This window comes from Pseudoalteromonas sp. P1-7a (assembly GCF_001401855.1).
GTDB lineage: Bacteria > Pseudomonadota > Gammaproteobacteria > Enterobacterales > Alteromonadaceae > Pseudoalteromonas.
This window is the reverse complement of sequence record NZ_LKDU01000027.1, coordinates 21,237-45,564: the sequence shown is the minus strand read 5'-3', so window position 1 is coordinate 45,564 and position 24,328 is coordinate 21,237. Positions and strand designations below refer to the sequence as shown.

Here is a 24,328-nt window from a genome sequence, read left to right as displayed (position 1 = left end):
AGCTTGTTTTTATGTGTTCAGCTATCACTTTCAACAAGGTTTACATACTTTTGTGCGAGCTGCTCAAGTGACTCCTTATTTAAAGGATCGCTTTTAATACACTTAATAGGGCACACTATGACACAAGTGGGTTTATCGTAATGCCCCACACATTCTGTGCATTTACTTGGGTCTATTTGATAGATTTCTTCCCCCATAAAAATGGCGCTGTTGGGGCACTCATCTACACATACATCACAGTTAATGCATTTATCACTAATAAGTAGTGCCATGCCTATCCCTTACACACCTGCTATTTTTTTATAAGGGTTACGCGTATCTTGCTGCTCATCTAAATTACGCATCAAAATGGCATGCTCTACATTAATGCTCTCATCTAATGGTATTTTTACACTATGCCCAGACCCTTTTGCATCACTAATCCTTTCGCCCTGTTTGTTTTGCATGCTATCAAGTACAAAAGTGATGTTACCTTGCGGGGTCATTAGCTCTAAAGAATCCCCTACACAAAATTTGTTTTTAACGTCTATGTTTACTAACCCCTTTTCATCGCGTCCTAACACCTCTCCTACAAATTGCTGCTTAGTCGATACCGAATGACCATATTCGTAATTTTGGTAATCTTGATGAGCATGGCGTTTTAAAAAGCCTTCGGTGTAGCCTCTATGCGCTAAGTTTTCGAGTGTTTTAAATAAGTTAGGATCAAACGCCTTACCTGCAACCGCATCATCAATTGCTTTACGGTAAACTTGCGCAGTGCGGGCAACGTAATAAAACGACTTAGTTCGCCCTTCTATTTTTAAACTATGTACGCCCATTTCTGTCAGCTTTTCAACATACTGTACGGCGCGTAAGTCTTTTGAATTCATAATGTAGGTGCCATGTTCATCTTCAAAGGCTGGCATATACTCCCCTGGGCGTCCTTGCTCTTCAAGCATGTAAATATTATTGGTTGGCGCACCTTCACCAAGCGTTGGTATAACTTGGTTAGGGTCAACTTTGTGCACCATATCGCCCGTTTCGTTTTCAGTTCCTGGTTTTACATCATAATCCCAGCGGCAGGCATTAGTGCAAGTTCCCTGATTTGGGTCGCGCTTATTAATATACCCCGAGAGCAAACAACGCCCAGAATACGCCATACATAATGCACCATGCACAAACACCTCAAGTTCAGTATTTGGGCATAGTGTGCGAATTTCTTTTATTTCTTCAAGCGAAAGCTCGCGCGATAAAATAACCCGCTCAATACCTTGTTTTGCCCAAAACTGCACGCTTGCATAATTAACGGCATTTGCTTGCACCGATAAATGAATAGGCATAGTGGGCCATTTTTCACGTACCAACATAATTAAGCCAGGGTCTGACATAATCAGCGCATCGGGCCCCATCGCAATCACCGGCTCTATATCACGTAAATACGATTTAACTTTGCTGTTATGCGGCGCAATATTAGAGACCACATAAAACTTTTTATTTTGCGCATGGGCTTCATTAATGCCTATTTGTAGTGTCTTTAAATCAAACTCGTTATTGCGTACCCGCAAGCTGTAGCGAGGCTGGCCGGCATAAACGGCATCAGCTCCATATGCAAAGGCATAGCGCATGTTTTTTAAACTCCCCGCAGGGCATAACAGTTCAGGTATAAAAGAAGTGACAGAAGAAACAGCTGGCATATGCGCTCCATAAGTTCAACCGAGTACACATCGGCTGCATGGTTAGTTAATATTGCAAGCACGGCATTATAATAAGTTTCTTTTTATCTATTTTGATCAAAATCAAAGTTGTCCATTTTTCAAGAGAGCAGGATAAGTGGCTGCTGTACCAATCGTTAGACCTCATAAAATACCCGTAGGTCTTGTTTAGTAATGGTTGATTTAAGCTAATTTATTAGCCATACTTATTCTTATTACCAACTGTAAACAACAGTATTCGGTAACTATAGGAGAGTTAAAATGTTAATTTCAAAGCATAACCCTGAAGAAGAGAAGTGGACTTAAATCCAACATAACGATTAAAAGTAAGAGGCCTAGCCTCTTATTTTGTTTTAAATGGAGCAACTGTAACTGATGGTCAGGCCTTTTTATGTATTTTCATTTGCCCTAGCTTCCTTAATTCTACTGACGTATATATTCACAATACCCGCTCCGATTATAGCTTCTATAATCGCCTCAATAGTTGCGATATTAGGCTTTACGCTTCAAAAACTTATTTCAAGAGAAAAAAACTCTTTAGATTTTGAGGCATCTTACAAGCACAACAAAACAATAGTAGAAGCTTTCCGTGCCACCAAGGAGCTTAGGACAGCAAAAAAGTTACCTATAAGTAAATACATTCAACTTTCAGACGATCTTGACTTATTACTGAACGAGTGGGAAAGTGTAGCAAATGGTATCTTGTCAAAAACTTTTGATGAGAAGCTATTATACCGAGCATACGGCTCAACCATAATAAACATGTATGACTCATTTCAACCCTACATAATATATTCGCAGCAAGAAAATCCAAAGTATTTTCTAATGTTTACTAGATTAGCTATACAATGGAAAGTTAGAAGGTTAAAAGAAAAGTCAATTCAATCAAACTTATTGCACTCAAATTTAAAAGAGCTACATACTGCAGCTACAAATTTGAACCTGGCCTTGAATGAAAGCTACCCTTACAACCCCAGCAAGAAGCAAGCCATAAAAGAGCTACAAAAAAGAGAACAAGAGCTAATTAAAACAATAAAATCTTTGAATTGAAGCTATAAATCCCGCTTTAAGATTCTTACTTAATACCTTAAAAAAGCTTTATTTTAAAGCAGCATTTACCTACACCACAAAACTGCAACCAAACTGGTTTTTAATAAAATTAGGTTTTTTCAATTAAAACGCGTATAATTCGCGCCCGTAAATATTCACACTTTTATTTAAAAATTATTGGAGCATAAAGATGGCTTTAGAGCGTACTTTCTCAATCGTAAAACCTGATGCAGTAGCAAAAAACCACATCGGCGCAATCTACAACCGTTTCGAAACTGCGGGTCTTAAAATCGTTGCAGCTAAAATGGTTCACCTTTCAAAAGAGAAAGCTGAAGGTTTCTACGCAGAGCACAGCGAGCGTCCTTTCTTCGGTGCTTTAGTATCTTTCATGACATCTGGCCCAGTAATGGTTACTGTTCTTGAAGGCGAAAACGCTGTTCTTAAAAACCGCGAAATCATGGGTGCTACTAACCCAGCTGAAGCACTAGCAGGTACTTTACGTGCAGACTACGCTGATAGCATCGACGAAAACGCTGTTCACGGTTCTGATGCTGTTGAATCTGCTGCTCGCGAAATCGCGTACTTCTTCGCTGACGAAGAGCTTTGCCCACGTACTCGTTAATTCGAGTTTTACAGCTAACGCTGTAATGCAAAGTAAGAAAAGGGCTTTCGAGCCCTTTTTTAGTCATTACGTAAAGTATCCTTAAGTACATTTTTGATATTTTACTTAATGATTAAAGTGGGTGAATTGTGTACAATTTATCCTTGTAAATTTTATCTCCACCGTCACCGATTGAGGTTGTTTCATGACCGAGCAAAAAAAGATTAACTTATTAGATTTAAACCGAGATGCAATGCGCGAGCTGTTTGTATCATTCGGTGAAAAGCCATTTCGTGGCGACCAGGTGATGAAATGGATTTATCATTTTGGCGTTGATAACTTTGACGATATGAGCAACGTTAATAAAAAGCTTAAAGAAAAGCTTAAAAACGAATGCGAAATTGTTGCGCCAGAAATCTCAGTGCGCCAGCAAGCAAGCGACGGCACTATTAAGTACGCTTTAGTGCTCGATGGCGGCCAAGAAGTTGAAGCGGTATGGATCCCAGAAAAAGACCGCGCCACTTTATGTGTATCTTCACAAGTGGGCTGTGCCCTTGAGTGTACGTTTTGCTCAACTGCGCAACAAGGTTTTAACCGTAACCTTAAAGTGTCGGAAATTATTGGACAAGTTTGGCGCGTAGCTAAAGACATAGGCCTTGATGGCAACAGCGAAAAACGCCCTGTTACCAACGTAGTAATGATGGGTATGGGCGAGCCACTACTTAATATTAAAAACGTCGTGCCAGCAATGGAGCTAATGATGGACGACTGGGGCTTTGGTTTATCTAAGCGCCGCGTAACATTAAGTACCTCAGGCGTTGTACCTGCGCTTGATTTACTAAAAGAAAAAATAGACGTCGCACTTGCTATTTCACTTCACGCACCCGATAACGCACTGCGTGACGTACTTGTACCAATTAATAAAAAATACCCTATTGAAGAATTTTTAGCGGCGTGCCGTCGTTATATCGATGGCTCTAAAGCCAATAAAGACGTAACCATTGAATACGTTATGCTAAATGGCGTTAACGACAGCACCGACCAAGCCCATGAGCTGGTTAAAACGCTTAAAGGTACACCTTCTAAGGTTAACCTTATTCCGTTTAACCCGTTCCCAGGTAACGAATACACACGCTCTAGCAACAGCCGTATTGACCGTTTTTCTAAAGTACTGCAAGCAGCGGGTATCACATGTATTGTGCGCCGTACCCGTGGTGACGATATTGACGCCGCCTGTGGGCAATTAGCTGGCGATGTTGTTGACCGTACAAAACGTATGGCGAAAAAGAAAATGCGCGACGATAACGCCATTAGTGTAAATATTCAGCAAGCATAAGCCTGCCACCACCCTGTGTATTTTCCCTATACAGGGTGGTTAAGTTGTTTATTTTTAAATAAATGATGCAACACTAAAGGTTTTAGGTAAGATAGGCGCTATGGATAGAAAAACAGAGACAAGGTAATGCGATCTTTACTTGCTTTAACACTTTCAACACTAGCCCTTAGCGGATGTGTAAGTGAAAGTAGTTATAACGGCAGTGACAAACCCGTCGTCGAAAACAAAATCAATAATGCAGGCGCAGCACGCACTCGTATCGCCCTCGCTTTACAATATTTAGAAACAGGCAACAACTCGCAAGCAAAGTATAACCTTGAGCGAGCTATAGAATTTGCCCCTAATCTGCCTGAAGTTCATTACTCTCTTGCTTATTATTACCAACAAGTAGGCGAAAAAGAGCGTGCCGATAAAGCCTATCAAAAAGCATTAGCAATTAAGCCTGACGATCCGAATACGCTTAATAACTACGGTGTGTTTTTATGTAGCATTGAAGAGTATGACCGCGCAACCGATCAGTTTTTAAAAGCAATTGATATCCCAAGCTATATACGCGTTGCCGAAAGCTACGAAAACCTTGCATTATGTGCCATTGAATTTAACGACTTTGAAAATGCAGAGAGTTACTTTAAACAAGCACTTAATCACAGCTCGCAACGTACATCGACCCTAATAAGCTTAGCCGCCCTTTTTTATGCTAAAAGCGATTTGCATAAAGCCAGCGAAGTACTAAAGCGCCATGACGACACCGGCCGAGTGTCTGCACGGGCTTTATTGCTTGGTTATTTAATTAAGCAGCGTATGGGCAGAATAGAAGAAGCAGAAAAAATTGCCGCTACTATAATGCAAACTTACCCGACAAGTAAGCAAGCCTATGCTATTCGCGATAATCGTACCAAACAAACTGAGTTTGAAATTCTACGCGAAAAATACCGTAAAGCGCAGCTTGAAGAGCTTCAAGAGCAGTACGGCGAAGAGCAAATTAGGGTTGAGCAACCAAAAATTAAAATTATTCGTAAAAAACGCCCAACTACCGATAATTCGACCAGCTTAATTTCCCCAGGGGTTGAGCCTTCAAGCTCAGTATTAAATGAGGCGCCAAGCGCGCAGGCAACCATCGCCGCTGTAAACAAACAAAAAAGCGTAGCTGAGCAAAGTGATGACGCTAACACTCTCACGCCAGCCCCACAAACCGCGCAAACTAAAGTAGTTACAACAACTAAAGCAGTAGTGCCTGCTGCGACAGCGGCTCCAACCGTAAAAAATACTGCCCAAGCGCCTGAAACTAACAAAGAACAACCTGCCCAAGAGGTAAACAAGCCTACACCTGCAGAGTCTAAAACAGATACCGCAGCCGTGCTTATGGCATTAACAACGGATCACCAAGCGCAACACACGTCTAAAACCAAAGCTGAGCCGCCAAAAACTGCCGCTACACAAGCAGCTAAAGAGGATGACGAAGTAAAAATAATTTCATTTGGCGCACCAAAACAAGCTAACTTTAATACTCCACAAAATACACGTTCTGCTGCAAATGGCCCACAGAATACGGGCTTAAATAATGCAGTTGTATTTTACGAGGCTAAAAAAGACAGTGCTGTATTTAGTGGTAATTCATACAGCGACAACCAAGACATTACACTCAAAAACTATCAACCAAGTGTAAAACAAGTGCCACCAATGCTTAATCCAAAAGTCCCCCCTTTAAAGGTGCCTTTTCATATTATTGAGTTTGGTGAAAACCTATTTAGCATTTCAGTGCGATACAATGTTAAACTACAAAAACTCCTGCAGTGGAATGGTCTAAAGGAGTCGGATCGTGTGATCAACGGAAGTAAAATTTATTTAAACGATCCTAATATTTATTACGAGATTAAAGCTGGCGATACCCTTTACGACATAGCTACCCAGCGGCATGTATTAATTGATGAATTAATGCGATGGAATAAATTAAGCCCAGATATAGAACTTACACCTGGGCATAGACTATTACTAGTGGATCCAAATTCGTACCTATTATGACAGAAGAAACTACGCAACAAAGCGATGAGCCAAGTGTTGGGCAACTATTAAAAGCGCACAGAGAGCAGGCTAATGTAAGCTTAGAGTCACTTACTGGCCCACTTAAGCTTTCTATTTCTCAGTTACAACGCTTAGAAAGCGATCAGTATCAAACATTAGGCCCTATTACCTTTGTAAAAGGCTACATTAAAAACTATTGCCGTGAACTACACGTCGATAGCGCCCCTATATTAGCCAGATTGCCTGCACCGCCTGAGCCTACAAAGCCGGCTAACATGCAAAGCTTTTCGCGCCGCACAGAAAAAGAAGCCCACGACAGCCGCCTAATGCTGGTGAGCTACATTATTTTAGCCATTGTTATTGGCTCATCTGCCTTATGGTTTTGGCAAAATGCCACCCCTATCGATGAGCAAACAAGCACAATCAATATTGAAAATTCAATTTTAGATAACCTGCAAACTAACAACGCGCTAAATAACGAAAGTCAGAACACCTCACAAATGCAAGCAACACAGGCTGTTGAGCGCACACCGGCGGTGATGCCTATAAGTGCTGAACAAGTCCCCTTAAGTGAAGCCGTTAATGCCACGGCGCCTATTGCCGCTGACACCCAAGCAGCCACTAACGAGCCCGACACGCAAAGTAACACCAGTACAATTAACATGGTGTTTAACGATGAGAGCTGGGTAGAAATACACGATGGTGAGGGTGAGCGCATTGCATTTGGCGTAAAAAAAGCAGGCTATAAAATGACTGTAAGCGGTACCCCGCCTTTTTCGGTTGTGCTAGGTAAGCACGACGTAGTTAGTGTTTCTCTAAACGGCGAACCAGTTGATATCTCTGGTTATCCTAAAAATCGTTTAGCCAAATTTAAATTACCATTAGCAGAGTAGTCGCTATGTTTTCAGAATCTCCAATTAAACGCAGAAAATCAACCCGCATCAATGTAGGCAACGTGCCTATTGGTGACGGAGCCCCTATTGCCGTGCAGTCGATGACCAATACCGATACCCTAGATATAGATGCCACGGTTGCGCAAATCCAAGCAATACAAGATGCCGGCGCTGATATAGTGCGTGTATCTGTCCCAACAATGGATGCCGCAGAAGCGTTTAAAAGTATAAAAGAGCAAGTGAGTATTCCGCTTGTTGCCGATATTCACTTTGATTACCGCATAGCGTTAAAAGTGGCAAAATATGGCGTAGATTGCCTGCGCATAAACCCAGGGAATATAGGTAGTGAAGAGCGTATTAGAGCTGTTGTAGACTCAGCGCGCGAGCATAATATTCCTATTCGTATTGGTGTAAATGGCGGCTCATTAGAGCGCGACCTACAAGAAAAATACGGCGAGCCAACTCCCGAGGCATTACTTGAATCAGCAATGCGTCATGTAGATATATTACGCCGCCTTGACTTTGACCAATTTAAAATATCAGTAAAAGCATCAGACGTATTTTTAGCTGTAGGCGCTTATCGCTTACTTGCTAAAGAAATAGATCAACCCCTGCATTTAGGGATCACCGAAGCCGGCGGCATGCGCTCAGGCTCGGTAAAATCGGCTGTAGGCTTAGGCATGTTACTTGCCGAAGGTATTGGTGATACGCTGCGTGTATCACTTGCTGCCGACCCAGTTCAAGAAATCAAAGTCGGTTTTGATATTTTAAAATCGCTGCGTATACGCTCACGCGGTATTAACTTTATTGCCTGCCCTAGCTGCTCACGTCAAGAGTTTGATGTCGTAAGCACCATGAACCAGCTTGAAGAGCGCCTTGAAGATGTGGTTGAGCCAATGTCTGTTTCAGTAATTGGTTGTGTCGTTAACGGCCCAGGCGAAGCCCTTGTGAGTGATATTGGCCTTGCCGGTGCAAACCGCCGCTCAGGTTTATACATTAATGGCGAGCGTCAAAAAGCGCGTATTGATAACAACAACATTGTTGACCAGCTTGAAGGCTACGTGCGCGACTTTATTGCTCAAAAAGAGCAGCAAACACCTATCGACATTAAAATAGTCGAATAAATACCGTATAAAGCGCCAAACCATGCTGTTTGGCGTTTACCTTTATAGCTAGAGGATACCCAAACGACCCCAAGGTACAGAATTCAGCGTTTCACAGGCTCTTAATATCAAGGCGTTACTTTGCAAAAATGGCAATCCCTTTTAAAAAGTAACAACGATGAGAATAAGTGTCTGTAAACCGCCCAACGGGTTGGTTTAAAAGCGATTTATACTGCGTTATTGATTTTAACAATAGAACCACTATTACTTTCAATCAATGCCTTGCCTAAATCGCTTTTAATTCAAACGACGCTCGCATCATGGGGTCATTTGGGTATATAATGACGGGTCAATTTTTAGCATTCTTGTTGTGTAAGCATTTTTTTATTACACATAAACAGTAATTAGGATTTATCAGTGGCAAAACAAATTCAGGCAGTTCGCGGTATGAACGATTGTCTGCCGGGCGACACGCAAGTTTGGCAGAAAGTAGAAAACATTTTACGCGAGACAGTAGCATCGTTCGGTTATCAAGAAATTCGTTTTCCTATTGTAGAATCAACCGACTTATTTAAACGCTCTATTGGTGAAGTAACCGATATAGTAGAAAAAGAAATGTACACTTTTGCTGATCGTAACGGCGACATGCTAACCCTTCGCCCAGAAGGCACCGCAGTATGTGTACGCGCAGGTAATCAAAATGGCTTGCTTTATAACCAAGAGCAGCGCCTGTGGTACATGGGCCCAATGTTTCGCCATGAACGTCCGCAAAAAGGTCGCTACCGTCAGTTTCACCAATTTGGTTTAGAAACATTTGGTATTGCCACAGCCGACATAGACGCAGAAGTTATATTATTAACAGCGCAATTATGGAAAGCGTTTGGCATTAGCGAGCACGTACGTTTAGAGCTTAACTCGTTAGGGTCTAACGAAGCGCGCGCCGATTACCGCGATGCACTTGTAGCCTACCTTGAACAACATACCGACGTACTCGACGAAGATTCAAAACGCCGTATGTACTCAAACCCATTACGTGTACTTGATAGCAAAAATCCAGACGTGCAAGCAATCTTAGTGGATGCGCCTAAATTGTCTGAGCATTTAGATGCTGAATCAAAAGAACATTTTGCAAATTTATGTGAACGTTTAGACGCAGCTGGCGTCATATACACGGTTAATGAAAAGTTAGTACGTGGTTTAGACTACTATAACCGCACCGTGTTTGAATGGGTAACCGACAGCTTAGGCGCACAAGGTACAGTATGTGCCGGCGGACGCTACGATGGCTTAGTAGAGCAACTTGGCGGTAAAGCCACCCCAGCGGTGGGTTTTGCAATGGGCCTAGAGCGTTTAGTGCTGTTACTCCAAGCACTTGAGTGTGTAGGTGACATTCGCCGCAATGCTGATGTATATTTAGCGGCAATGGGCGACAAAGCAAGCATTCAAGCCCCAGCCATTGCAGCTCAATTGCGTAGCGACGTGCCAGGTTTACGCGTTATGGTGCATGCTGGCGGCGGTAACTTTAAAAAACAACTAAAACGAGCTGATAAAAGCGATGCACTAGTGGCTGTTATTATCGGCGAAGATGAATTAGAAAAAGGCGTTGTGACCATCAAATATTTACGTGAGCGTAAAGAGCAAGTCACACTAGAATTAGAACAAGCTAAAGCGCTATTAGCTGAGCTTATCAATAGCTAAGCTAACTTAAGAGGTAATAATGGACATTTATTCAACAGAAGAACAACAAGCAGAAGCCATTAAGCGCTTTTTTCGCGAAAACGGTATTTCACTTGCGCTAGGTGTAATTGTGGGTTTAGGCGGATTATACGGATGGAAAGCCTACAACCAAAACCAAATTACAACGGCTGAGCAAGCGTCTGACGAATATACAACACTTGTACAAAGTGACGATGTACTTGGCGCGGCCGATACATTCATTAAAAACAACCAAGACACAAGCTATGCAACTTTAGCCGCTTTTGTTGCGGCAAAAGACGCTGTTGATGCAAAAAAATTAGACTTAGCTAGCGAAAAACTAAGCTGGATTGTTACAAACGCTCAAAGCGAAGAGCTTAAAGCCATTGCCATTACGCGCTTAGCACGTATTCAACTTGCACAAGGCAAGTATGACGAAGCACTTACAACGTTAAACTCGCCACTACCAGAAGCATACAGCGCCAATGTAGCAGAACTTAAAGGCGATATTTACATTGCGCAAGGTAATAAAGACCAAGCTCGCTCTGCATACCAAGCAGCGGCTGAAGCAGCGGGCTCAGCTACAAACCCTTTATTACAAATTAAATTAGACGACCTAGCAGTAACTAGCCCAGCGGCATAAGGTTTTAGGTATGAAAAAAATAACAACAGCAACGCTCGCACTATGCATGGCAACACTTATGGGTTGCTCATCAAGTGATGACGAAGACGAGTTAGTACTTCCTGAAATTGTTAATCAGTTTGAAACAGAGGTAGTGTGGCAAGAGTCGGTTGGCAGTGGTGTAGAGCATTATTTTTCTCGCTTATCGCCTGCTGTTTACAAAGACACCATTTATGTAGCCAGCCGTGAAGGCCAAATTGAAGCGCTGTCGCTTACTAATGGCGATACACTATGGGAAACCGACATACGTGAAGACGTATCGTTTTGGCCATGGTCAGATAACGGCACTGCAAAATTATCAGGCGGTATACTACAAGCTTATGGTAAAATTTACGTAGGCTCTGAGCACGGCTTTATTATTGCGCTTGACCGTGAAACCGGTGAAGAAGTATGGCGTAAAAATGTACCTGGCGAAGCGCTGTCTAAACCAGCCGCAGGCGATGGCCTAATTTTTGTAAACTTAGGCTCGGGTAAATTATTAGCACTTCACCCAGATACAGGCGAAGAACGCTGGAACTTTGAGCAAGAAGTGCCACCGCTTACTTTACGCGGCCAAAGCTCGCCAACTGTAGCAAACGGTGGGGTGTTACTGGGCCTAGAAACAGGCAAACTAAGTGTGCTTATTTCAGAAAGCGGCTACTCAGCATGGAGCGCAGAAATTGCCGTTGCTAAAGGCGCATCAGAATTTGAGCGTTTAGTGGATGTAGACACGCAACCTATTATTAGCGGTCCTTACGCTTATGCTATTGCATATAACGGTAACCTAGCAGCGGTAGATATTCGCTCAGGTAATGTTGTATGGAAACGTGAATACAGCAGCTATCGCGAAATAGCGATGGATGCCCAAACTATTTACCTAGTAGATAGCGAAGGCGTAATTTACGCACTAGATAAAAATTCAGGTATTGAACGTTGGAGCCAACCCGCTCTGCGTGGTTGGTACCTAACAGGCCCTGCAGTAGCAGGTAGCCATTTAGCTTTAGGTGACCAAGAAGGTAACCTTCATTGGTTAAACAAAGACACTGGCGAGTTAGTATCTCGTGAAGAATTTGACAGCTCGGGCTTTTTTGTAGAGCCGGTTGTAGCCGACGACAAGCTAATTTTATACACCCGTGATGGTGAAGTTAGCGCGGTTACAATACCGAACTAACTAGCTAACACTTAAAGGTTTTTTGTAAGGCTTCGCACTGCGAAGCCTTTTGTTGTTTTTTAAAGAGGTAGTTTATGCTTCCCGTGATCGCTCTAGTTGGGCGACCCAATGTGGGCAAATCCACATTATTTAACCGTTTAACACGTACTCGTGATGCACTCGTAGCCGATTTTCCAGGTTTAACACGAGATAGAAAATATGGCCAAGCTAATTACGATGGCTATGAATTTATCGTGGTAGACACGGGTGGTATTGATGGCTCCGAAGAAGGCATCGAAACCGAAATGGCTGATCAGTCATTACTCGCCATTGAAGAAGCCGATATTGTGCTGTTTTTAGTTGATGCCCGCGTAGGCATGACCGTAGCCGACCAAGCCATTGCAAATCACTTGCGAAAGCAAGAGAAAAAGTGCTTTGTGGTTGCCAACAAAACAGATGGCATTGACGCCGACTCAAACTGTGCTGAATTTTACCAATTATCATTAGGTGAAGTACATCATATCGCGGCAGCCCATGGCCGTGGTATAACACTATTGCTTGAACAAACGCTGCAACCTGTAATTGCTGAGCTTGCCGCGCTTGACGAAGACGTTGCTGGTGATGACGAAGAATTAATCGACCTTTATCAAGAAGCCGAAGGCGACGATACAGACCATCAAGCGTTTGCCGATAAACCAGTAAAGCTGGCTATTATTGGTCGCCCTAACGTAGGTAAGTCTACACTTACAAACCGTATACTTGGTGAAGAACGTGTAATTGTATACGATATGCCAGGCACCACCCGCGACTCTATTTATATTCCGATGACCCGTAACGACAAAGAATATATTTTAATAGATACCGCAGGTGTTCGTAAGCGTAAAAAAGTAAGCGACGTAGTTGAGAAATTCTCAGTAATTAAAACACTTCAAGCCATTGAAGATGCAAACGTTGTACTACTAGTTGTTGATGCTCGCGATGGCATTTCTGATCAGGACTTAAGTTTATTAGGTTTTGCGCTTAACTCAGGGCGTTCATTAGTAATTGCTGTGAACAAATGGGATGGGCTTGATGATTACGTTAAAGACCGTATTAAAACAGAGCTTGATCGCCGTTTAGGCTTTATCGACTTTGCACGCTTACACTTTATATCTGCGCTTCATGGTACAGGTGTTGGCCACTTATTTGAGTCGGTTGATGAGGCGTACGAGTCAGCAACTAAGCGTATTAGCACCGCAATGCTACGCCGTATTATGGACATGGCACAGGCCGATCACCAGCCGCCACTTGTTCGTGGTCGTCGTGTTAAGCTTAAGTACGCACATGCCGGTGGTTATAACCCGCCACGTATTGTAATTCACGGTAACCAAGTTCACGATTTACCAGATAGCTACAAACGCTACCTAATGAACTACTACCGTAAAGCACTTAAAATTATGGGCACACCAATCAAAATTGAATTTAGAGAAGGTGATAACCCATTTGCAGGGCGTACAAACAAAGTAACGCTTTCGCAAAAACGTAAAATACGTGCCTTTGCAAAAGAAAACCGTAATAAATAAACTGCATAAGCATTAATTTATTTCAAAAAAAACGGCGTACTTTTTAGTACGCCGTTTTTTATGCTTTATACCAATTCACTTAATTAAGTGAGCTATTTTGAGGCTTGGTATTAAAGATTAAGTAATGCTAATTGCACCAGCCGCTCAACCGTGGTGTTTTGGGTATTTTTGGGCGCTTTGGGGTAATACTTAGATTTTGGCGACTTAATAGTTATAAACCCATGATTGGTTGCCATTTCGTGCGCTAACAGCTTTCGCTCTTTGGGGGTTAAATGGTTTTCGTGTATTTTTGCAAGCTCGCCGCTATCGAGCCATATGCCTGCACAACCTGGGCACTCGTCTATTTCAACCACTTTGAGCGGTGAAAAAAACCGGCGCATCATCACCACTTTTATACACTTTGGGCAATTAATTCGTTGCGATACATCGTATTCACTCTCGCTATATTCACCCAAGTACTTAAGTAGCACCTGGCCATGCTTTAACTCAGGCGAGCTAAACTTAAAAATTTGGCTGTTATCAAAAAATACGCCGCCTTGTGCTGACGTGTAAACAGTAATCCCGCCAATTAATAGCGGCTCAAGAGAGGTATTTGTGCGTGGGCATAACATTCTAAAATCCTTTTATTTTAATACTTAACTTACACTACTTTACTCAAGTGCTTTATGAATAAGCCCAACAAGCGGTGGGGGCAATGTAATATGTCCAGCCAATACAAACTCATGTGCTTCGTCTGACATTTTTTGCCAAGTACGGCGAATAATCCCTATCCATTTTTGCTCATCGTAATCAGGCTTGCTATTAGCAAACCCGAGCATGTAATGCTCAATAAATACAAGGCTAGCTACATCTTCTACTAATTGGCTGTCGGGGTTACGTTTAATATTCTTTTTAGCAACTGCATCGTACACTCTGTTTTGCTCAGCCTCACCGTACCCAGCTTGCTGCATAAGCGCTACAACACTACTTGCATGAAATATATAAAGTGCACTGCGCCACTGATGATAGCCCTGCTTATTCATTGCAAAGTCACTACGCGGCGACTTCCAGCGCTGAATATGCTGCCCACGCACTGCAATTTGCATTAGCTCATCAGCACCTGGGTTAAAACGGCTAAGCATGTCGCTCATACGAGTAGCATAAAGGCTTTCTTTGGGCACGCTTTGCCCATTAAATTGCTCAGTGTTTGGGTCTTGGTTGTTAGCTTCATCAATTAGGGCGATTACTTTATTAAACATGACGGTCATTTTTTATAATAAGTTTTAATTATTCTAAACGCTGATAAAACAATAAACTAGTGCGCTAATCAGTTATGCAGTGAAATTTGTTCAATCAAAAATAAAACCACTAAATATGGGCTGTAAAAGTGAGCGCATTGATTTAGTTAACTTGGTACTATATTAAACACAAATTAAAATAAAAAAGCGCGACTAACTCGCCAATAACGGATGACTATGTTTAAAAAACGTATTTTAGCTATGTGCTTAGCAACCACCTCGCTACCAAGCCTTGCCGACAGTAACAGCGATTTAAAAACCATTATTGATAACCATTGGCAAAACGCCAAAGCTGAAAAAATATTTTTTCGAACCGATCCAGACGGTTGGAAACCAAATGGCACATTACCCGATTGGAGCGAGCAAGCCATTGCTAAGCGCCAAGCTTATAACAACAGCGTACTAAAAAGCTTAGCCAGTATTGACCCAAAAACACTCAACAACGAGCAGCTAATGAACTACCGCTTATTTAAATATGAGCGAGAAACCGAGCAGCAAAGCTACCTTTATCAGGATAAGTATTTTCCGGTTAATTTTTTAAGTGGCTGGCATACCTACTTTGCAGAAGCGCCCGCTAATATGGCTTTTTTAACCGCTGATGATTACAACGCATTTTTAATCAGCCTTGCCGACTACCCACGCTTTAATCAGCAAAATATTGATTTAATGAAAGAAGGAATAAAAACAGGATTTACCCATTACTGTAAAACCTTTGAAAATTACAGCCAAAGCATTAGCGCGCACATAGTTAAAAACCCCGAAAACAGCGCCCTTTACGATCCCTTTACTCGTATACCTAATACCTTTAGTACAGCGCAAAAATCAAACTTAAAACAAAAAGCACAAGCCGTAATTAAAGATAAAGTAATTCCTGCGTATCAGCATTTTTACGACTTTTTTGAAAATGACTATATGCCACATTGTAGAGCGCAGCCGGGCATAGCAAGCGTTAAAGGCGGGCTTGATTACTACAAATACACGGTTAATTACTACACCACAACAAACGCCACACCAAAGCAAATTCATGAGCTTGGCTTAAAAGAAGTGGCGCGTATAAAAACGCAAATGCAAAATATTATTGATGAAGTAGGCTTTGATGGCACCTATAGTGAGTTTTTAGAATTTTTAGCAACCGATGAGCAATTTTACGCAAAAGACGCGCAAGACTTGCTAGAAAAAACCGCGTTCATCACGCAAAAAATGTATGGTAAATTGCCCACTTACTTTGGCCTCTTACCGCGTAACACCTTTACTATTAAAGGCTCAGCAAGTCGTGGCGCGTTTTATATGCCACCGGCCGACAACCGCTCGCCAGGTACTTACTTTTTAGCCTCAACACCTAAACTTCAGCCTTTATATAATTTAGAAGCACTCAGCCTGCACGAAGCCATACCAGGGCATCACTTACAAAATGCCATTGCTATGGAGCTAAATGTACCCGAATTTAGACGCACACTTAGTCACTCTGCATTTGGCGAAGGTTGGGCACTGTACACAGAGCGCTTAGGTAAAGAAGCGGGTTTTTATCAAAGCCCATACAGCGATTTTGGCCGTTTAGGTTACGAAATGTGGCGTGCTGTGCGTTTAGTGGTTGATACCGGCATTCATGCCTTTGGCTGGAGCCGTCAAAAAGCAATTGATTACCTAGCCAGTCACACCGCTTTGCCACAAAGCGCCGTGGAAGATCAGATAGATCGTTATATATCATGGCCAGGCCAAGCGCTCTCTTACAAAATGGGCGAAATTAAAATACGCGGATTACGTGCAAAAGCCGAAAAAGAACTCGGCACACAATTTGATATTCGCAGCTTTCACGACACTGTAATAGGCCAAGGCTCGCTCCCTATGGCAGTACTTGAAGACGTTATAAACGATTGGATAGCAGAGCAAAAATCAGCTATTTAACATCAAAGGAGGCGGTATTAATTGCCGCCTCTTTTTAAACCCTTTTAAACGCCTCAAAACTAATCCCTACCCGCTTTTGCTTCGTAAACTTAATGATTACAAAAACCAGAGCATAAGTATGAGCAAACGCATTTTATATTGGCTACAAAACGATTTACGCCTAACCGATAACCTTATTTTTAGTGGCCTTGCATCCGAGCAATGCGCGCTTGATATTGTATTTGTTATTAACCCGCACTGGTTTAAAAATAATAACTACCAACAAAAACCTTACGGCATACACAAACAGCAGTTTTTAATGCAAAGCTTGTACGAACTACAACAAGCACTTATTGAGCGTGGGCAAACCCTGCATGTGCTTGAGGGCGAACCCGTATCGCTTTTAAAAGCGCGTATAAATGAGCAAAATATTGATGAAGTTGTATACAGCGAACAATTTGGCGTGTACGAGCAACGCCAAATAAACTTACTCAAAGAACATTGCCCCAATACACAATTTACAGGGTCGCAGCAAGACACGCTCTTTGAGCAAAGTGTTCTCCCCTTTGATTTAAGCGAATTACCTAAACATTTTACCCCGTTTCGTAAAAAGGTAGAGGCAGCTAATAGCCCTATTACACCAACAACTTTGCCAAACGGTTTGCTCCCTAAGCCAATAACTTTATGCGCAAAAAAACCTATAGAACGTATAACAAATAAAGGCGAAATGCATGGCGGGCTTAACAGTGCGCAAGCACATTTAAAGCAGTATTTTTCAGGCGCAATGCCAAGCACTTATAAAATGACTCGCAACGAGCTGGATGGCTTTAACAACACCACCAAATTTAGTACTTGGCTTGCCTTTGGCTGTATAAGTGCAAAACAAGTATATAAAGCCGTGGAGGATTATGAGCAAAGCAACACGGCAAACGAGTCTACTTACTGGATTAAATTTGAATTGCTATGGCGAGAGTATTTTAAATGGCACGCACTTAAAGCAGGTAGTAGCCTGTTTAGCTTTAAAGGCCAAAAACAAACTAAGCCGCTTACTACTTTTACACCTACACGTTTTGCAGCTTGGTGTAATGGCACAACACCTTACCCGCTTGTAAATGCCATTATGAAAGAGCTAAACACTACGGGTTATATTTCAAACCGTGCAAGGCAAATTGCAGCAAGCTGTTTAGTAAACGAGCTTAGTCTTGATTGGCGATACGGCGCAGCCTATTTTGAGCAGCAATTAATTGATTACGATGTAGCAGCAAATTGGGGCAACTGGCAGTACATAGCCGGTGTGGGGGTTGATCCGCGTGGTGGCCGCCACTTTAATATACAAAAGCAAACCGCGCAGTTTGACCCTGAAGGTATTTATACCAATAAATGGTACGGGCACAGTAATAAAACACAGCAGCTCGATCACTTAAACGAGGTAGATTGGCCTATTTAAGCCAATCTAGTTAACCTGAATTCAGGTTATTCATCCCAAATTTAAAATAGCTCAGCAATGCCTACATTAATGGCAAAGCCACCCAAAGTTAAAAACAAAAATAAACAACCTGCTAATAACAGTGGCTTTATACCTGCTTGGCGAATAGCGCCAACATGTGTGCGCAAACCTAAAGCCACCATCGCGATGGTAAGTAATATATTATCAAACCATACAATGGCGTTTGAAGCCCCCTGAGGTATAACCGATAACGAATGCACGCCACTCGCCACTATAAATAACACCGCAAACCAAGGAATCGTAATTCCCGATTTATGCTCGCTGCCATGTGCGTGTATGTTTGCATGCTTTTTAGTTTGCCAAAAAGATAAGCCTACTAAAAATGGCGCAAGCATCATCACGCGTAGCATTTTTTCTATCACGGCGGTGTCGGCTGCATTAGCGCTTACCGCGGTACCTGCTGCAACTACTTGCGCAACTTCGTGAATGGTTGAACCAACAAAAACGCCGTATGCGTGCTCGCTCAACCCCATATAATCAAACATAATTGGGTAGGCAAACATACTTAGCGTGCCAAACACCACCACCGTTGCCACCGCTACTGATACTTTATGCGCTTGTGCTTTTATAACGGGTTCTGTTGCCATTACCGCTGCGGCGCCACAAATAGAGCTACCTGCACCTATTAATATGGTTGTTTGCTCATCAAGCTTAAAAACCCGCTTACCTAGCTGTACTGCTAATATAAACGTACCAACAAGCATAATAACGTCGGTTAGTAAGCCATGCCAGCCCACGCCCGCTACTTGCGCAAAGGTAATTCTAAACCCAAATAAAATAACGCCTGCTTTAAGTAATATACTTTTAGCGTAATCAACACCTACATCGGTACGCGTAGCAATGCGCGAAAACACACTGTTGCCCACAATAATGCCAAGCACAATACCAATTGTTAAGGAGCTAAATTGCGCAGTTTGCATTATTTGTAACTTACTTAATGCAACAGATGCCCCCGCTAATACAACCACCAGCAGCATACCTAACCACCAGCGCGTATCACTGTACTGCTTAGTATTAATACCCAAAGGCTGAAACCCATTTTTAATAGCGCTAAGCATACTATTCCCTCACTTAAACCATGTTGATGTGTTGACTTAATTGTAAGAAAGCTCAAAATATAACTCCAATATATTAAAATCATGATTTGATAACTTAAAGTTATACAATTAAGAGTTATGCAATTTAAGGTTATACAATGAACTTACATGCACTTCGGGTGTTTTATACAGTGGCTAAATTGGGTAGTTTTTCAGGCGCAGCCGAAGCGCTTTTTATAAGCCAGCCTGCTATATCAAAGGCTTTAAAAGAGCTAGAGCATCAGTTAAATATTCAACTTATTGAACGTGCATCTAAAGGTAAAAAACTCACCTTAAGCGAAGGCGGCCAAGCCCTATACGATCACGCACGTAGTATTTTTGCTATCGAAAAAGCCGCCGTTGACGATATAAAATCGCGCACGGGGCTCAAGCGCGGTACGCTCGTTATTGGCACCAGCACCACTATTGCCAGTTATTGGCTACCGCCTTATTTAGCTAAATTTTGCGCCCAATACCCACATATAAAAGTAGAAGTGCAAGTGGCTAATACCGCGCAAATTGAGCATGCGTTGCTAGAGTGCACTATCGATTTAGCATTGGTTGAAGGCACACCTACCGAGCCACATATAATAAGTAAGCACTGGCAAAACGATTTAATGAGCGTTGTTATACCGAGTAACTTTAAGCCCACTAAAAACTTAAAAGCATGGTTAAACAATCAATTTTGGCTACTGCGCGAGCCAGGCTCTGGCACGTTAGAAATGTCGGTAAAGTTATTAGCAGAGCACGGCATACAAGCAGAGCAAAGTATGCAACTAGGCAGCAACGAAGCCATAGCAAGGGCCGTCGCGCAAGGTATGGGCGTTGCTTTATTGCCTAATGTAGTCACAGAAGATTTAGTACAGCTAGGTAAATTAACACGCCTGCGCCAAAAAAATAACGAGCAACTCTCTCGGCCACTTTATCAACTACATTATAAAGACAGACCCTCATCACACGCTGCGCAAGCGTTCGAAAAAAGCCTGTTTAGTGGGTAGTGATTATGTGAGTGAAATTAGATCTGAGCTGTAAGGCAGGTAATAAAAAGGTTATGTAACATGAGTCGCTTGTAGTGGTGTTACCTTAATTTATTATATATAAGCCAACTAGTTGAACCCATTGAAAGTACTAATAAATGAAGAACCAATGTTTCACGATTAAATTCACCAAATAGACTAAGTAAAAAAACAGGAAGTATACTTAAGATTAAAACTACCGGTAATTTAAATAAATTTAACTTTTGGAGTAATAAGCTAATAGGTAATCCGTAAATGAACATTAAAGGATAAAAATAAAATAAACTTCCCAACCCTATTGATACACCAAAACCAACTCCTGAAATTAATGAACTAACAGAAGTATAGTTTTCGATACCCGCATAGAAATAACAAAAACCAAGGACTGGTAATGCAATTAAAGGACTAAGAATCGCAGCAATCAAATTTTTACGTAGATCTTTAGACATATTAAGAAATGCCACAACGAGCTTGTAGATTAATTCGTTTTTTATTTGTTTTAATTGATATGCAAACCATAGCTGAATTCCTATTTTTGCTCAGCCAAAGGAGTTAAACCTCGACTTCACACATTAAAATACTCATGAGCTAGTCATAACAGCTAACCGGTAAGCTCTCATATTCCTAAGCTCTACTCACAAACCCTGCGTTAAATCTTGTGCTAATGTGCCCATTGGTTTTTCAACTACGCGAACTAACTCTTTGCCATTTTGTTTAACAATAAACGTTGGCGTGTATTGCAAGTCGTGCGCCTGTGCTATCCCGGCGTCGTCTTGCTTGTTGTAACCCACGGCCACATATTTAACGCTTGCAAGTTTTACCTTAGATTCATCAAGTAACTTAATAAGCTTTGGCACTTCGCGATGGCTGTCGTGGCACCAAGTGCCAAATAATACAACTAATGCCTTGCCTTCTAGCTTTTGCATTAAGGCTATATCTTGCTCGGTTGGCGTAAACGCTTGGTATTGCTTATTAAACTTATCGTAATCGCTTAACAGGGTTTGAGTACTTATCTCGCCCGAAAATGGCGCAGTAGCGGCATTACTTACAAGCGGCATGCTTAACGCGCACAATAAAATTAATTGTTTAAACATAAGGTTAAAGTAACTTTTAAAGTGAGTAATTAAGCTCACTATACTGAAGATTACTAAAAGTTTACACATTGTTTGCACCTTCTATTTTTATAGTTTGCCCACTTTAATAAAATAATAAGCGTGCATACATGAATATAAAACCTTTTATATTTTATTCAGTTATCGCCTCTACTATATTTTTATATGGCTGTGGCGGTACTGAGCAAACAACCGACAGCAGCACAGATCAAAGTACTGACTCATCATCAACAATCACGTCAACTGGTTTAGTTATTAACGAAATTGTCGCAAGCCCAAGCGATACAACCTACGATTGGATTGAGCTATACGCCACTGAAGATATAGCCGACTTATCGGTATTTTCACTTGTTGATGATAACGCCGACAGAGAGCCTCAAGCTTTACCCGCAGTAGCGCTTTCGCAAGGTGAGTTTATTGTTATTCAAGCCATTGATGAAACCGATACACCGCCCGATAGCGGTTATTACGTTACCTTTAAACTAGGCAGCGACGATGCGGTTACGTTATACGAGGACGGCACTGCTATCTCTGTACTTGATTGGGAAGAAGGCGAAGCCGCTGAAGGTTTTAGTTATGGCTTATACACCGATGGCACCGGCACCGCGCAAACACTAACGCCAACACAGGGCGCAGCTAACCAAACAGCCGATACCTCAACACTTGTTACCACGCTAATTGCTGAAGATGCGCCACTGCGTATAAACGAAGTAGTAGCAAAAGACAGCAGCGGCGGCGAGGACTGGATAGAGCTTTATGTAACAAGCAGTAGCGATGTTTATTTAGCCGACTACACACTAAGTGATGACAATAACGAGCAATTTGCTCTACCCGATATTACGTTATCGCCCGGTGAGTTTTACCGTATTTACGCAAGCACCGATGATTTAGGCGACCTGCCAAGCGTAGCGTTTAAGTTAGGCGCAAGCGATACCGTAAGCCTTTACAGTAACAACGTAATTATAGAACAACTCGCTTGGAAAAAAGGCCAAGCACTAAGTGGTTACAGTTATGGCCGCTATCCTGATGGCAGCGATGCAACTGCGGTACTCACTCCAACAGCGCTTAGCTCAAACAGCCAAGCAACCCACGGGCCACTCGTTATTAACGAAGTGGTGGCAAGCGCCGCAGATGATGGCAACGACTGGTTTGAGCTATACAATAACAGCGAAAATACAATTAACTTAGCCAACTACCACGTTATTGATGAAAGCGACGATATAGACCCCGTAACCCTGCCCGACATAGATTTATACGCAGGCCAATACATTACTATTTATGCCACCGATGAAGATCCAGGTACTTACTACGTACCCTTTAAACTAGGCAAAGAAGACGAGCTAAGCTTAATACTCAACGATGAAGTAATTGACTACATTGACTGGGATGAAAGTGATGTAGCCACAGGCTTTAGTTACGGCCTAAGTAGTAGTACAGGCTTTACTCATGCGTTTTTAACACCTACCCCAAGTAGTGAAAATACAGTTGCAACCGCCTTTACACCCACAGCGGTAAATACGCTTTCTATTACAATTAGCGACGAAAACTGGCAAGACATTCTAGATAACCCACTAGATGAGGAGTACCACGAAACCGCTATTACCTTTAATGGGGTAACACTCGATAGCGTGGCTATTCGCACCAAAGGCGGCTCAAGCTTAAGCAGCGTTGCAAACTCTAGCAGCGACCGTTACAGCTTTAAGGTTGATATTAACGAATACGTGTCGGGGCAAACGTTTTTTGGGCTAAAAAAATTCACACTACAAAACTCGTTCAACGACCCGTCGTATATGCGTGAAGTAATCGCCTACGAGCTAATGGATGAAATGGGCGTACCAACGCCTGAGCATGCCTACGTTAACTTTTATGTAAACGGCGAACTATTTGGTTTGTACTTAATGGTAGAAGCCGTAGATGGCGAATTTGTAGAAAAACACTTTGCCAACAGTAATGGCGATTTATACAAGCCAGATGGCACAGGCAGCGATTTACTATGGCTAGGTGACGACATACAAAACTACACCGATATAAACCTGCAAACCAACGAAGAGAGCACCGATAACGGCGCCTTTATTAACTTTGTAGAATCGCTCGATAAAGGCGAAACCAGTACCATAGATATAGATACACTGCTGCGTTATATGTCGGTAAGTACTTCACTGTCTAATTTAGATAGCTACCACGGGCCGCTTGCACATAACTACTATATTTATGATGACGATGGCGTATTTAGCATTTTGCCATGGGATTTTAACGAGTCATTCGGCACATTTAACATGAACTGTAATGGCGTAGATGTAAGAGAGCTTTACATTGATGAGCCTGTAAGCGGCGCATTAAGCGAGCGCCCATTAATTGCTAATGTATTTGCCGAGCAAAACAACCTTGATACATACCACAGTTATTTAACGCAGCTTATTAATGGCTCACTTTCAAGCGACACATTTAACGCACGCGTCAATGAAATAGCCGATTTAATTCGTGAGCACGTACAAAACGACCCAACTAGCTTTTATGGCTCAACTTACTTTGAGCAAAACCTAACCTCTACCACGGGGCAGTTTTACGGCTTAACCTCGTTTATGCAGTACCGCGTAGCAAATATGGCCGCGCAGCTTGATGGCACATTGCCCTCAGCGGATGATGGCAGCGGATTTTGCTCAAGATAAACAGCCCATCCTTTGTGCGGTGC

At 42.2% G+C, this 24,328-nt stretch carries 21 protein-coding genes; 14 read left to right on the top strand and 7 right to left on the bottom strand.

All coding sequences use genetic code 11. The annotated features are described in order from the left end of the window. Positions 1-17: 17 nt before the first annotated feature. Both AN389_RS15325 and yegQ read right to left on the bottom strand, forming a co-directional pair. Positions 18-272, bottom strand: a complete 255-nt coding sequence (locus AN389_RS15325) for a YfhL family 4Fe-4S dicluster ferredoxin (RefSeq protein ID WP_055016089.1) — start codon at positions 270-272, stop codon at positions 18-20. Positions 273-281: 9 nt separating this feature from the next. Beyond that, a complete protein-coding gene (gene yegQ / locus AN389_RS15320) occupies positions 282-1,673 on the bottom strand; it encodes a tRNA 5-hydroxyuridine modification protein YegQ (protein WP_055020190.1) in 1,392 nt (463 codons plus the stop codon). A 393-nt stretch (positions 1,674-2,066) separates the two neighbouring features. Between yegQ and AN389_RS15315 the strand changes: the two genes are divergently transcribed. The 10 genes from AN389_RS15315 (at position 2,067) to der (ending at position 13,764) form a co-directional block, all read left to right on the top strand. Beyond that, entirely contained in the window at positions 2,067-2,741 is a 675-nt protein-coding gene (locus AN389_RS15315; protein WP_055020189.1) for a DUF4760 domain-containing protein, read from the top strand. A 190-nt stretch (positions 2,742-2,931) separates the two neighbouring features. After that, positions 2,932-3,363: a nucleoside-diphosphate kinase gene (gene ndk / locus AN389_RS15310; protein WP_004586996.1), complete on the top strand. Its 432-nt coding sequence runs from the start codon at positions 2,932-2,934 to the stop codon at positions 3,361-3,363. Positions 3,364-3,547: 184 nt separating this feature from the next. Further along, a complete protein-coding gene (locus AN389_RS15305) occupies positions 3,548-4,678 on the top strand; it encodes a bifunctional tRNA (adenosine(37)-C2)-methyltransferase TrmG/ribosomal RNA large subunit methyltransferase RlmN (RefSeq protein WP_004586995.1) in 1,131 nt (376 codons plus the stop codon). Between the two features lie 126 nt (positions 4,679-4,804). After that, a complete protein-coding gene (gene pilW / locus AN389_RS15300) occupies positions 4,805-6,700 on the top strand; it encodes a type IV pilus biogenesis/stability protein PilW (RefSeq protein ID WP_055020188.1) in 1,896 nt (631 codons plus the stop codon). Next, a complete protein-coding gene (locus tag AN389_RS15295) occupies positions 6,697-7,593 on the top strand; it encodes a RodZ domain-containing protein (protein ID WP_055016092.1) in 897 nt (298 codons plus the stop codon). The genes pilW and AN389_RS15295 overlap by 4 nt, the downstream gene beginning before the upstream one ends. 5 nt (positions 7,594-7,598) lie before the next feature. Next, positions 7,599-8,717: a flavodoxin-dependent (E)-4-hydroxy-3-methylbut-2-enyl-diphosphate synthase gene (gene ispG, locus AN389_RS15290; protein WP_055016093.1), complete on the top strand. Its 1,119-nt coding sequence runs from the start codon at positions 7,599-7,601 to the stop codon at positions 8,715-8,717. Between the two features lie 396 nt (positions 8,718-9,113). Next, positions 9,114-10,394 (top strand): histidine--tRNA ligase, encoded by a 1,281-nt coding sequence (gene hisS / locus AN389_RS15285; RefSeq protein ID WP_055020187.1) that lies wholly within the window; start codon positions 9,114-9,116, stop codon positions 10,392-10,394. Between the two features lie 19 nt (positions 10,395-10,413). Beyond that, the gene (locus AN389_RS15280; RefSeq protein WP_055020186.1) at positions 10,414-11,034 is read left to right on the top strand and encodes a tetratricopeptide repeat protein; all 621 of its coding nucleotides are present in this window, start codon (positions 10,414-10,416) and stop codon (positions 11,032-11,034) included. A 10-nt stretch (positions 11,035-11,044) separates the two neighbouring features. Further along, positions 11,045-12,223 carry an outer membrane protein assembly factor BamB gene (bamB, locus tag AN389_RS15275; protein WP_055016096.1) on the top strand — a complete coding sequence of 393 codons (1,179 nt, stop codon included), beginning with the start codon at positions 11,045-11,047 and terminating at the stop codon, positions 12,221-12,223. Between the two features lie 74 nt (positions 12,224-12,297). Beyond that, a complete protein-coding gene (der, locus tag AN389_RS15270) occupies positions 12,298-13,764 on the top strand; it encodes a ribosome biogenesis GTPase Der (RefSeq protein WP_055020185.1) in 1,467 nt (488 codons plus the stop codon). Between the two features lie 110 nt (positions 13,765-13,874). On the opposite strand, the gene AN389_RS15265 is transcribed toward der, so the two are convergent. Together AN389_RS15265 and AN389_RS15260 are read right to left on the bottom strand one after the other, a co-directional pair. Beyond that, entirely contained in the window at positions 13,875-14,375 is a 501-nt protein-coding gene (locus tag AN389_RS15265) for a zf-TFIIB domain-containing protein (RefSeq protein ID WP_055016098.1), read from the bottom strand. A gap of 39 nt (positions 14,376-14,414) precedes the next feature. Continuing rightward, entirely contained in the window at positions 14,415-15,002 is a 588-nt protein-coding gene (locus AN389_RS15260; RefSeq protein ID WP_082422736.1) for a DUF4202 domain-containing protein, read from the bottom strand. Positions 15,003-15,218: 216 nt separating this feature from the next. Here AN389_RS15260 and AN389_RS15255 point away from each other — a divergent pair, with 216 nt between their 5' ends. After that, the gene (locus AN389_RS15255; protein WP_055020184.1) at positions 15,219-16,946 is read left to right on the top strand and encodes a DUF885 family protein; all 1,728 of its coding nucleotides are present in this window, start codon (positions 15,219-15,221) and stop codon (positions 16,944-16,946) included. A gap of 118 nt (positions 16,947-17,064) precedes the next feature. Then, positions 17,065-18,372 carry a DASH family cryptochrome gene (locus AN389_RS15250; protein WP_055020183.1) on the top strand — a complete coding sequence of 436 codons (1,308 nt, stop codon included), beginning with the start codon at positions 17,065-17,067 and terminating at the stop codon, positions 18,370-18,372. A 41-nt stretch (positions 18,373-18,413) separates the two neighbouring features. Here AN389_RS15250 and AN389_RS15245 read toward each other — a convergent pair whose 3' ends face one another. Further along, positions 18,414-19,490, bottom strand: a complete 1,077-nt coding sequence (locus tag AN389_RS15245; protein ID WP_055016101.1) for a YeiH family protein — start codon at positions 19,488-19,490, stop codon at positions 18,414-18,416. Positions 19,491-19,627: 137 nt separating this feature from the next. Here AN389_RS15245 and AN389_RS15240 point away from each other — a divergent pair, with 137 nt between their 5' ends. Beyond that, complete coding sequence (locus tag AN389_RS15240) at positions 19,628-20,506, top strand: LysR family transcriptional regulator (RefSeq protein WP_055020182.1); 879 nt, start codon at positions 19,628-19,630, stop codon at positions 20,504-20,506. Between the two features lie 80 nt (positions 20,507-20,586). On the opposite strand, the gene AN389_RS15235 is transcribed toward AN389_RS15240, so the two are convergent. Both AN389_RS15235 and AN389_RS15230 read right to left on the bottom strand, forming a co-directional pair. Continuing rightward, positions 20,587-20,973 (bottom strand): hypothetical protein, encoded by a 387-nt coding sequence (locus AN389_RS15235; protein ID WP_055020181.1) that lies wholly within the window; start codon positions 20,971-20,973, stop codon positions 20,587-20,589. A gap of 186 nt (positions 20,974-21,159) precedes the next feature. Further along, complete coding sequence (locus AN389_RS15230) at positions 21,160-21,618, bottom strand: thioredoxin family protein (RefSeq protein ID WP_055020195.1); 459 nt, start codon at positions 21,616-21,618, stop codon at positions 21,160-21,162. A 128-nt stretch (positions 21,619-21,746) separates the two neighbouring features. On the opposite strand from AN389_RS15230, the gene AN389_RS15225 reads away from it, so the two are divergent. Continuing rightward, positions 21,747-24,305: a CotH kinase family protein gene (locus AN389_RS15225; RefSeq protein WP_055020180.1), complete on the top strand. Its 2,559-nt coding sequence runs from the start codon at positions 21,747-21,749 to the stop codon at positions 24,303-24,305. The last annotated feature ends 23 nt before the right edge of the window (positions 24,306-24,328 follow it).

Coding starts and splice junctions, on each gene's coding strand:
- AN389_RS15325 (WP_055016089.1), bottom strand. CDS start 272: ATGGCACTACTTATTAGTGATAAATGCATTAACTGTGATGTATGTGTA.
- yegQ (WP_055020190.1), bottom strand. CDS start 1,673: ATGCCAGCTGTTTCTTCTGTCACTTCTTTTATACCTGAACTGTTATGC.
- AN389_RS15315 (WP_055020189.1), top strand. CDS start 2,067: ATGGTCAGGCCTTTTTATGTATTTTCATTTGCCCTAGCTTCCTTAATT.
- ndk (WP_004586996.1), top strand. CDS start 2,932: ATGGCTTTAGAGCGTACTTTCTCAATCGTAAAACCTGATGCAGTAGCA.
- AN389_RS15305 (WP_004586995.1), top strand. CDS start 3,548: ATGACCGAGCAAAAAAAGATTAACTTATTAGATTTAAACCGAGATGCA.
- pilW (WP_055020188.1), top strand. CDS start 4,805: ATGCGATCTTTACTTGCTTTAACACTTTCAACACTAGCCCTTAGCGGA.
- AN389_RS15295 (WP_055016092.1), top strand. CDS start 6,697: ATGACAGAAGAAACTACGCAACAAAGCGATGAGCCAAGTGTTGGGCAA.
- ispG (WP_055016093.1), top strand. CDS start 7,599: ATGTTTTCAGAATCTCCAATTAAACGCAGAAAATCAACCCGCATCAAT.
- AN389_RS15280 (WP_055020186.1), top strand. CDS start 10,414: ATGGACATTTATTCAACAGAAGAACAACAAGCAGAAGCCATTAAGCGC.
- bamB (WP_055016096.1), top strand. CDS start 11,045: ATGAAAAAAATAACAACAGCAACGCTCGCACTATGCATGGCAACACTT.
- der (WP_055020185.1), top strand. CDS start 12,298: ATGCTTCCCGTGATCGCTCTAGTTGGGCGACCCAATGTGGGCAAATCC.
- AN389_RS15265 (WP_055016098.1), bottom strand. CDS start 14,375: ATGTTATGCCCACGCACAAATACCTCTCTTGAGCCGCTATTAATTGGC.
- AN389_RS15260 (WP_082422736.1), bottom strand. CDS start 15,002: ATGTTTAATAAAGTAATCGCCCTAATTGATGAAGCTAACAACCAAGAC.
- AN389_RS15255 (WP_055020184.1), top strand. CDS start 15,219: ATGTTTAAAAAACGTATTTTAGCTATGTGCTTAGCAACCACCTCGCTA.
- AN389_RS15250 (WP_055020183.1), top strand. CDS start 17,065: ATGAGCAAACGCATTTTATATTGGCTACAAAACGATTTACGCCTAACC.
- AN389_RS15245 (WP_055016101.1), bottom strand. CDS start 19,490: ATGCTTAGCGCTATTAAAAATGGGTTTCAGCCTTTGGGTATTAATACT.
- AN389_RS15240 (WP_055020182.1), top strand. CDS start 19,628: ATGAACTTACATGCACTTCGGGTGTTTTATACAGTGGCTAAATTGGGT.
- AN389_RS15235 (WP_055020181.1), bottom strand. CDS start 20,973: ATGTCTAAAGATCTACGTAAAAATTTGATTGCTGCGATTCTTAGTCCT.
- AN389_RS15230 (WP_055020195.1), bottom strand. CDS start 21,618: ATGTTTAAACAATTAATTTTATTGTGCGCGTTAAGCATGCCGCTTGTA.
- AN389_RS15225 (WP_055020180.1), top strand. CDS start 21,747: ATGAATATAAAACCTTTTATATTTTATTCAGTTATCGCCTCTACTATA.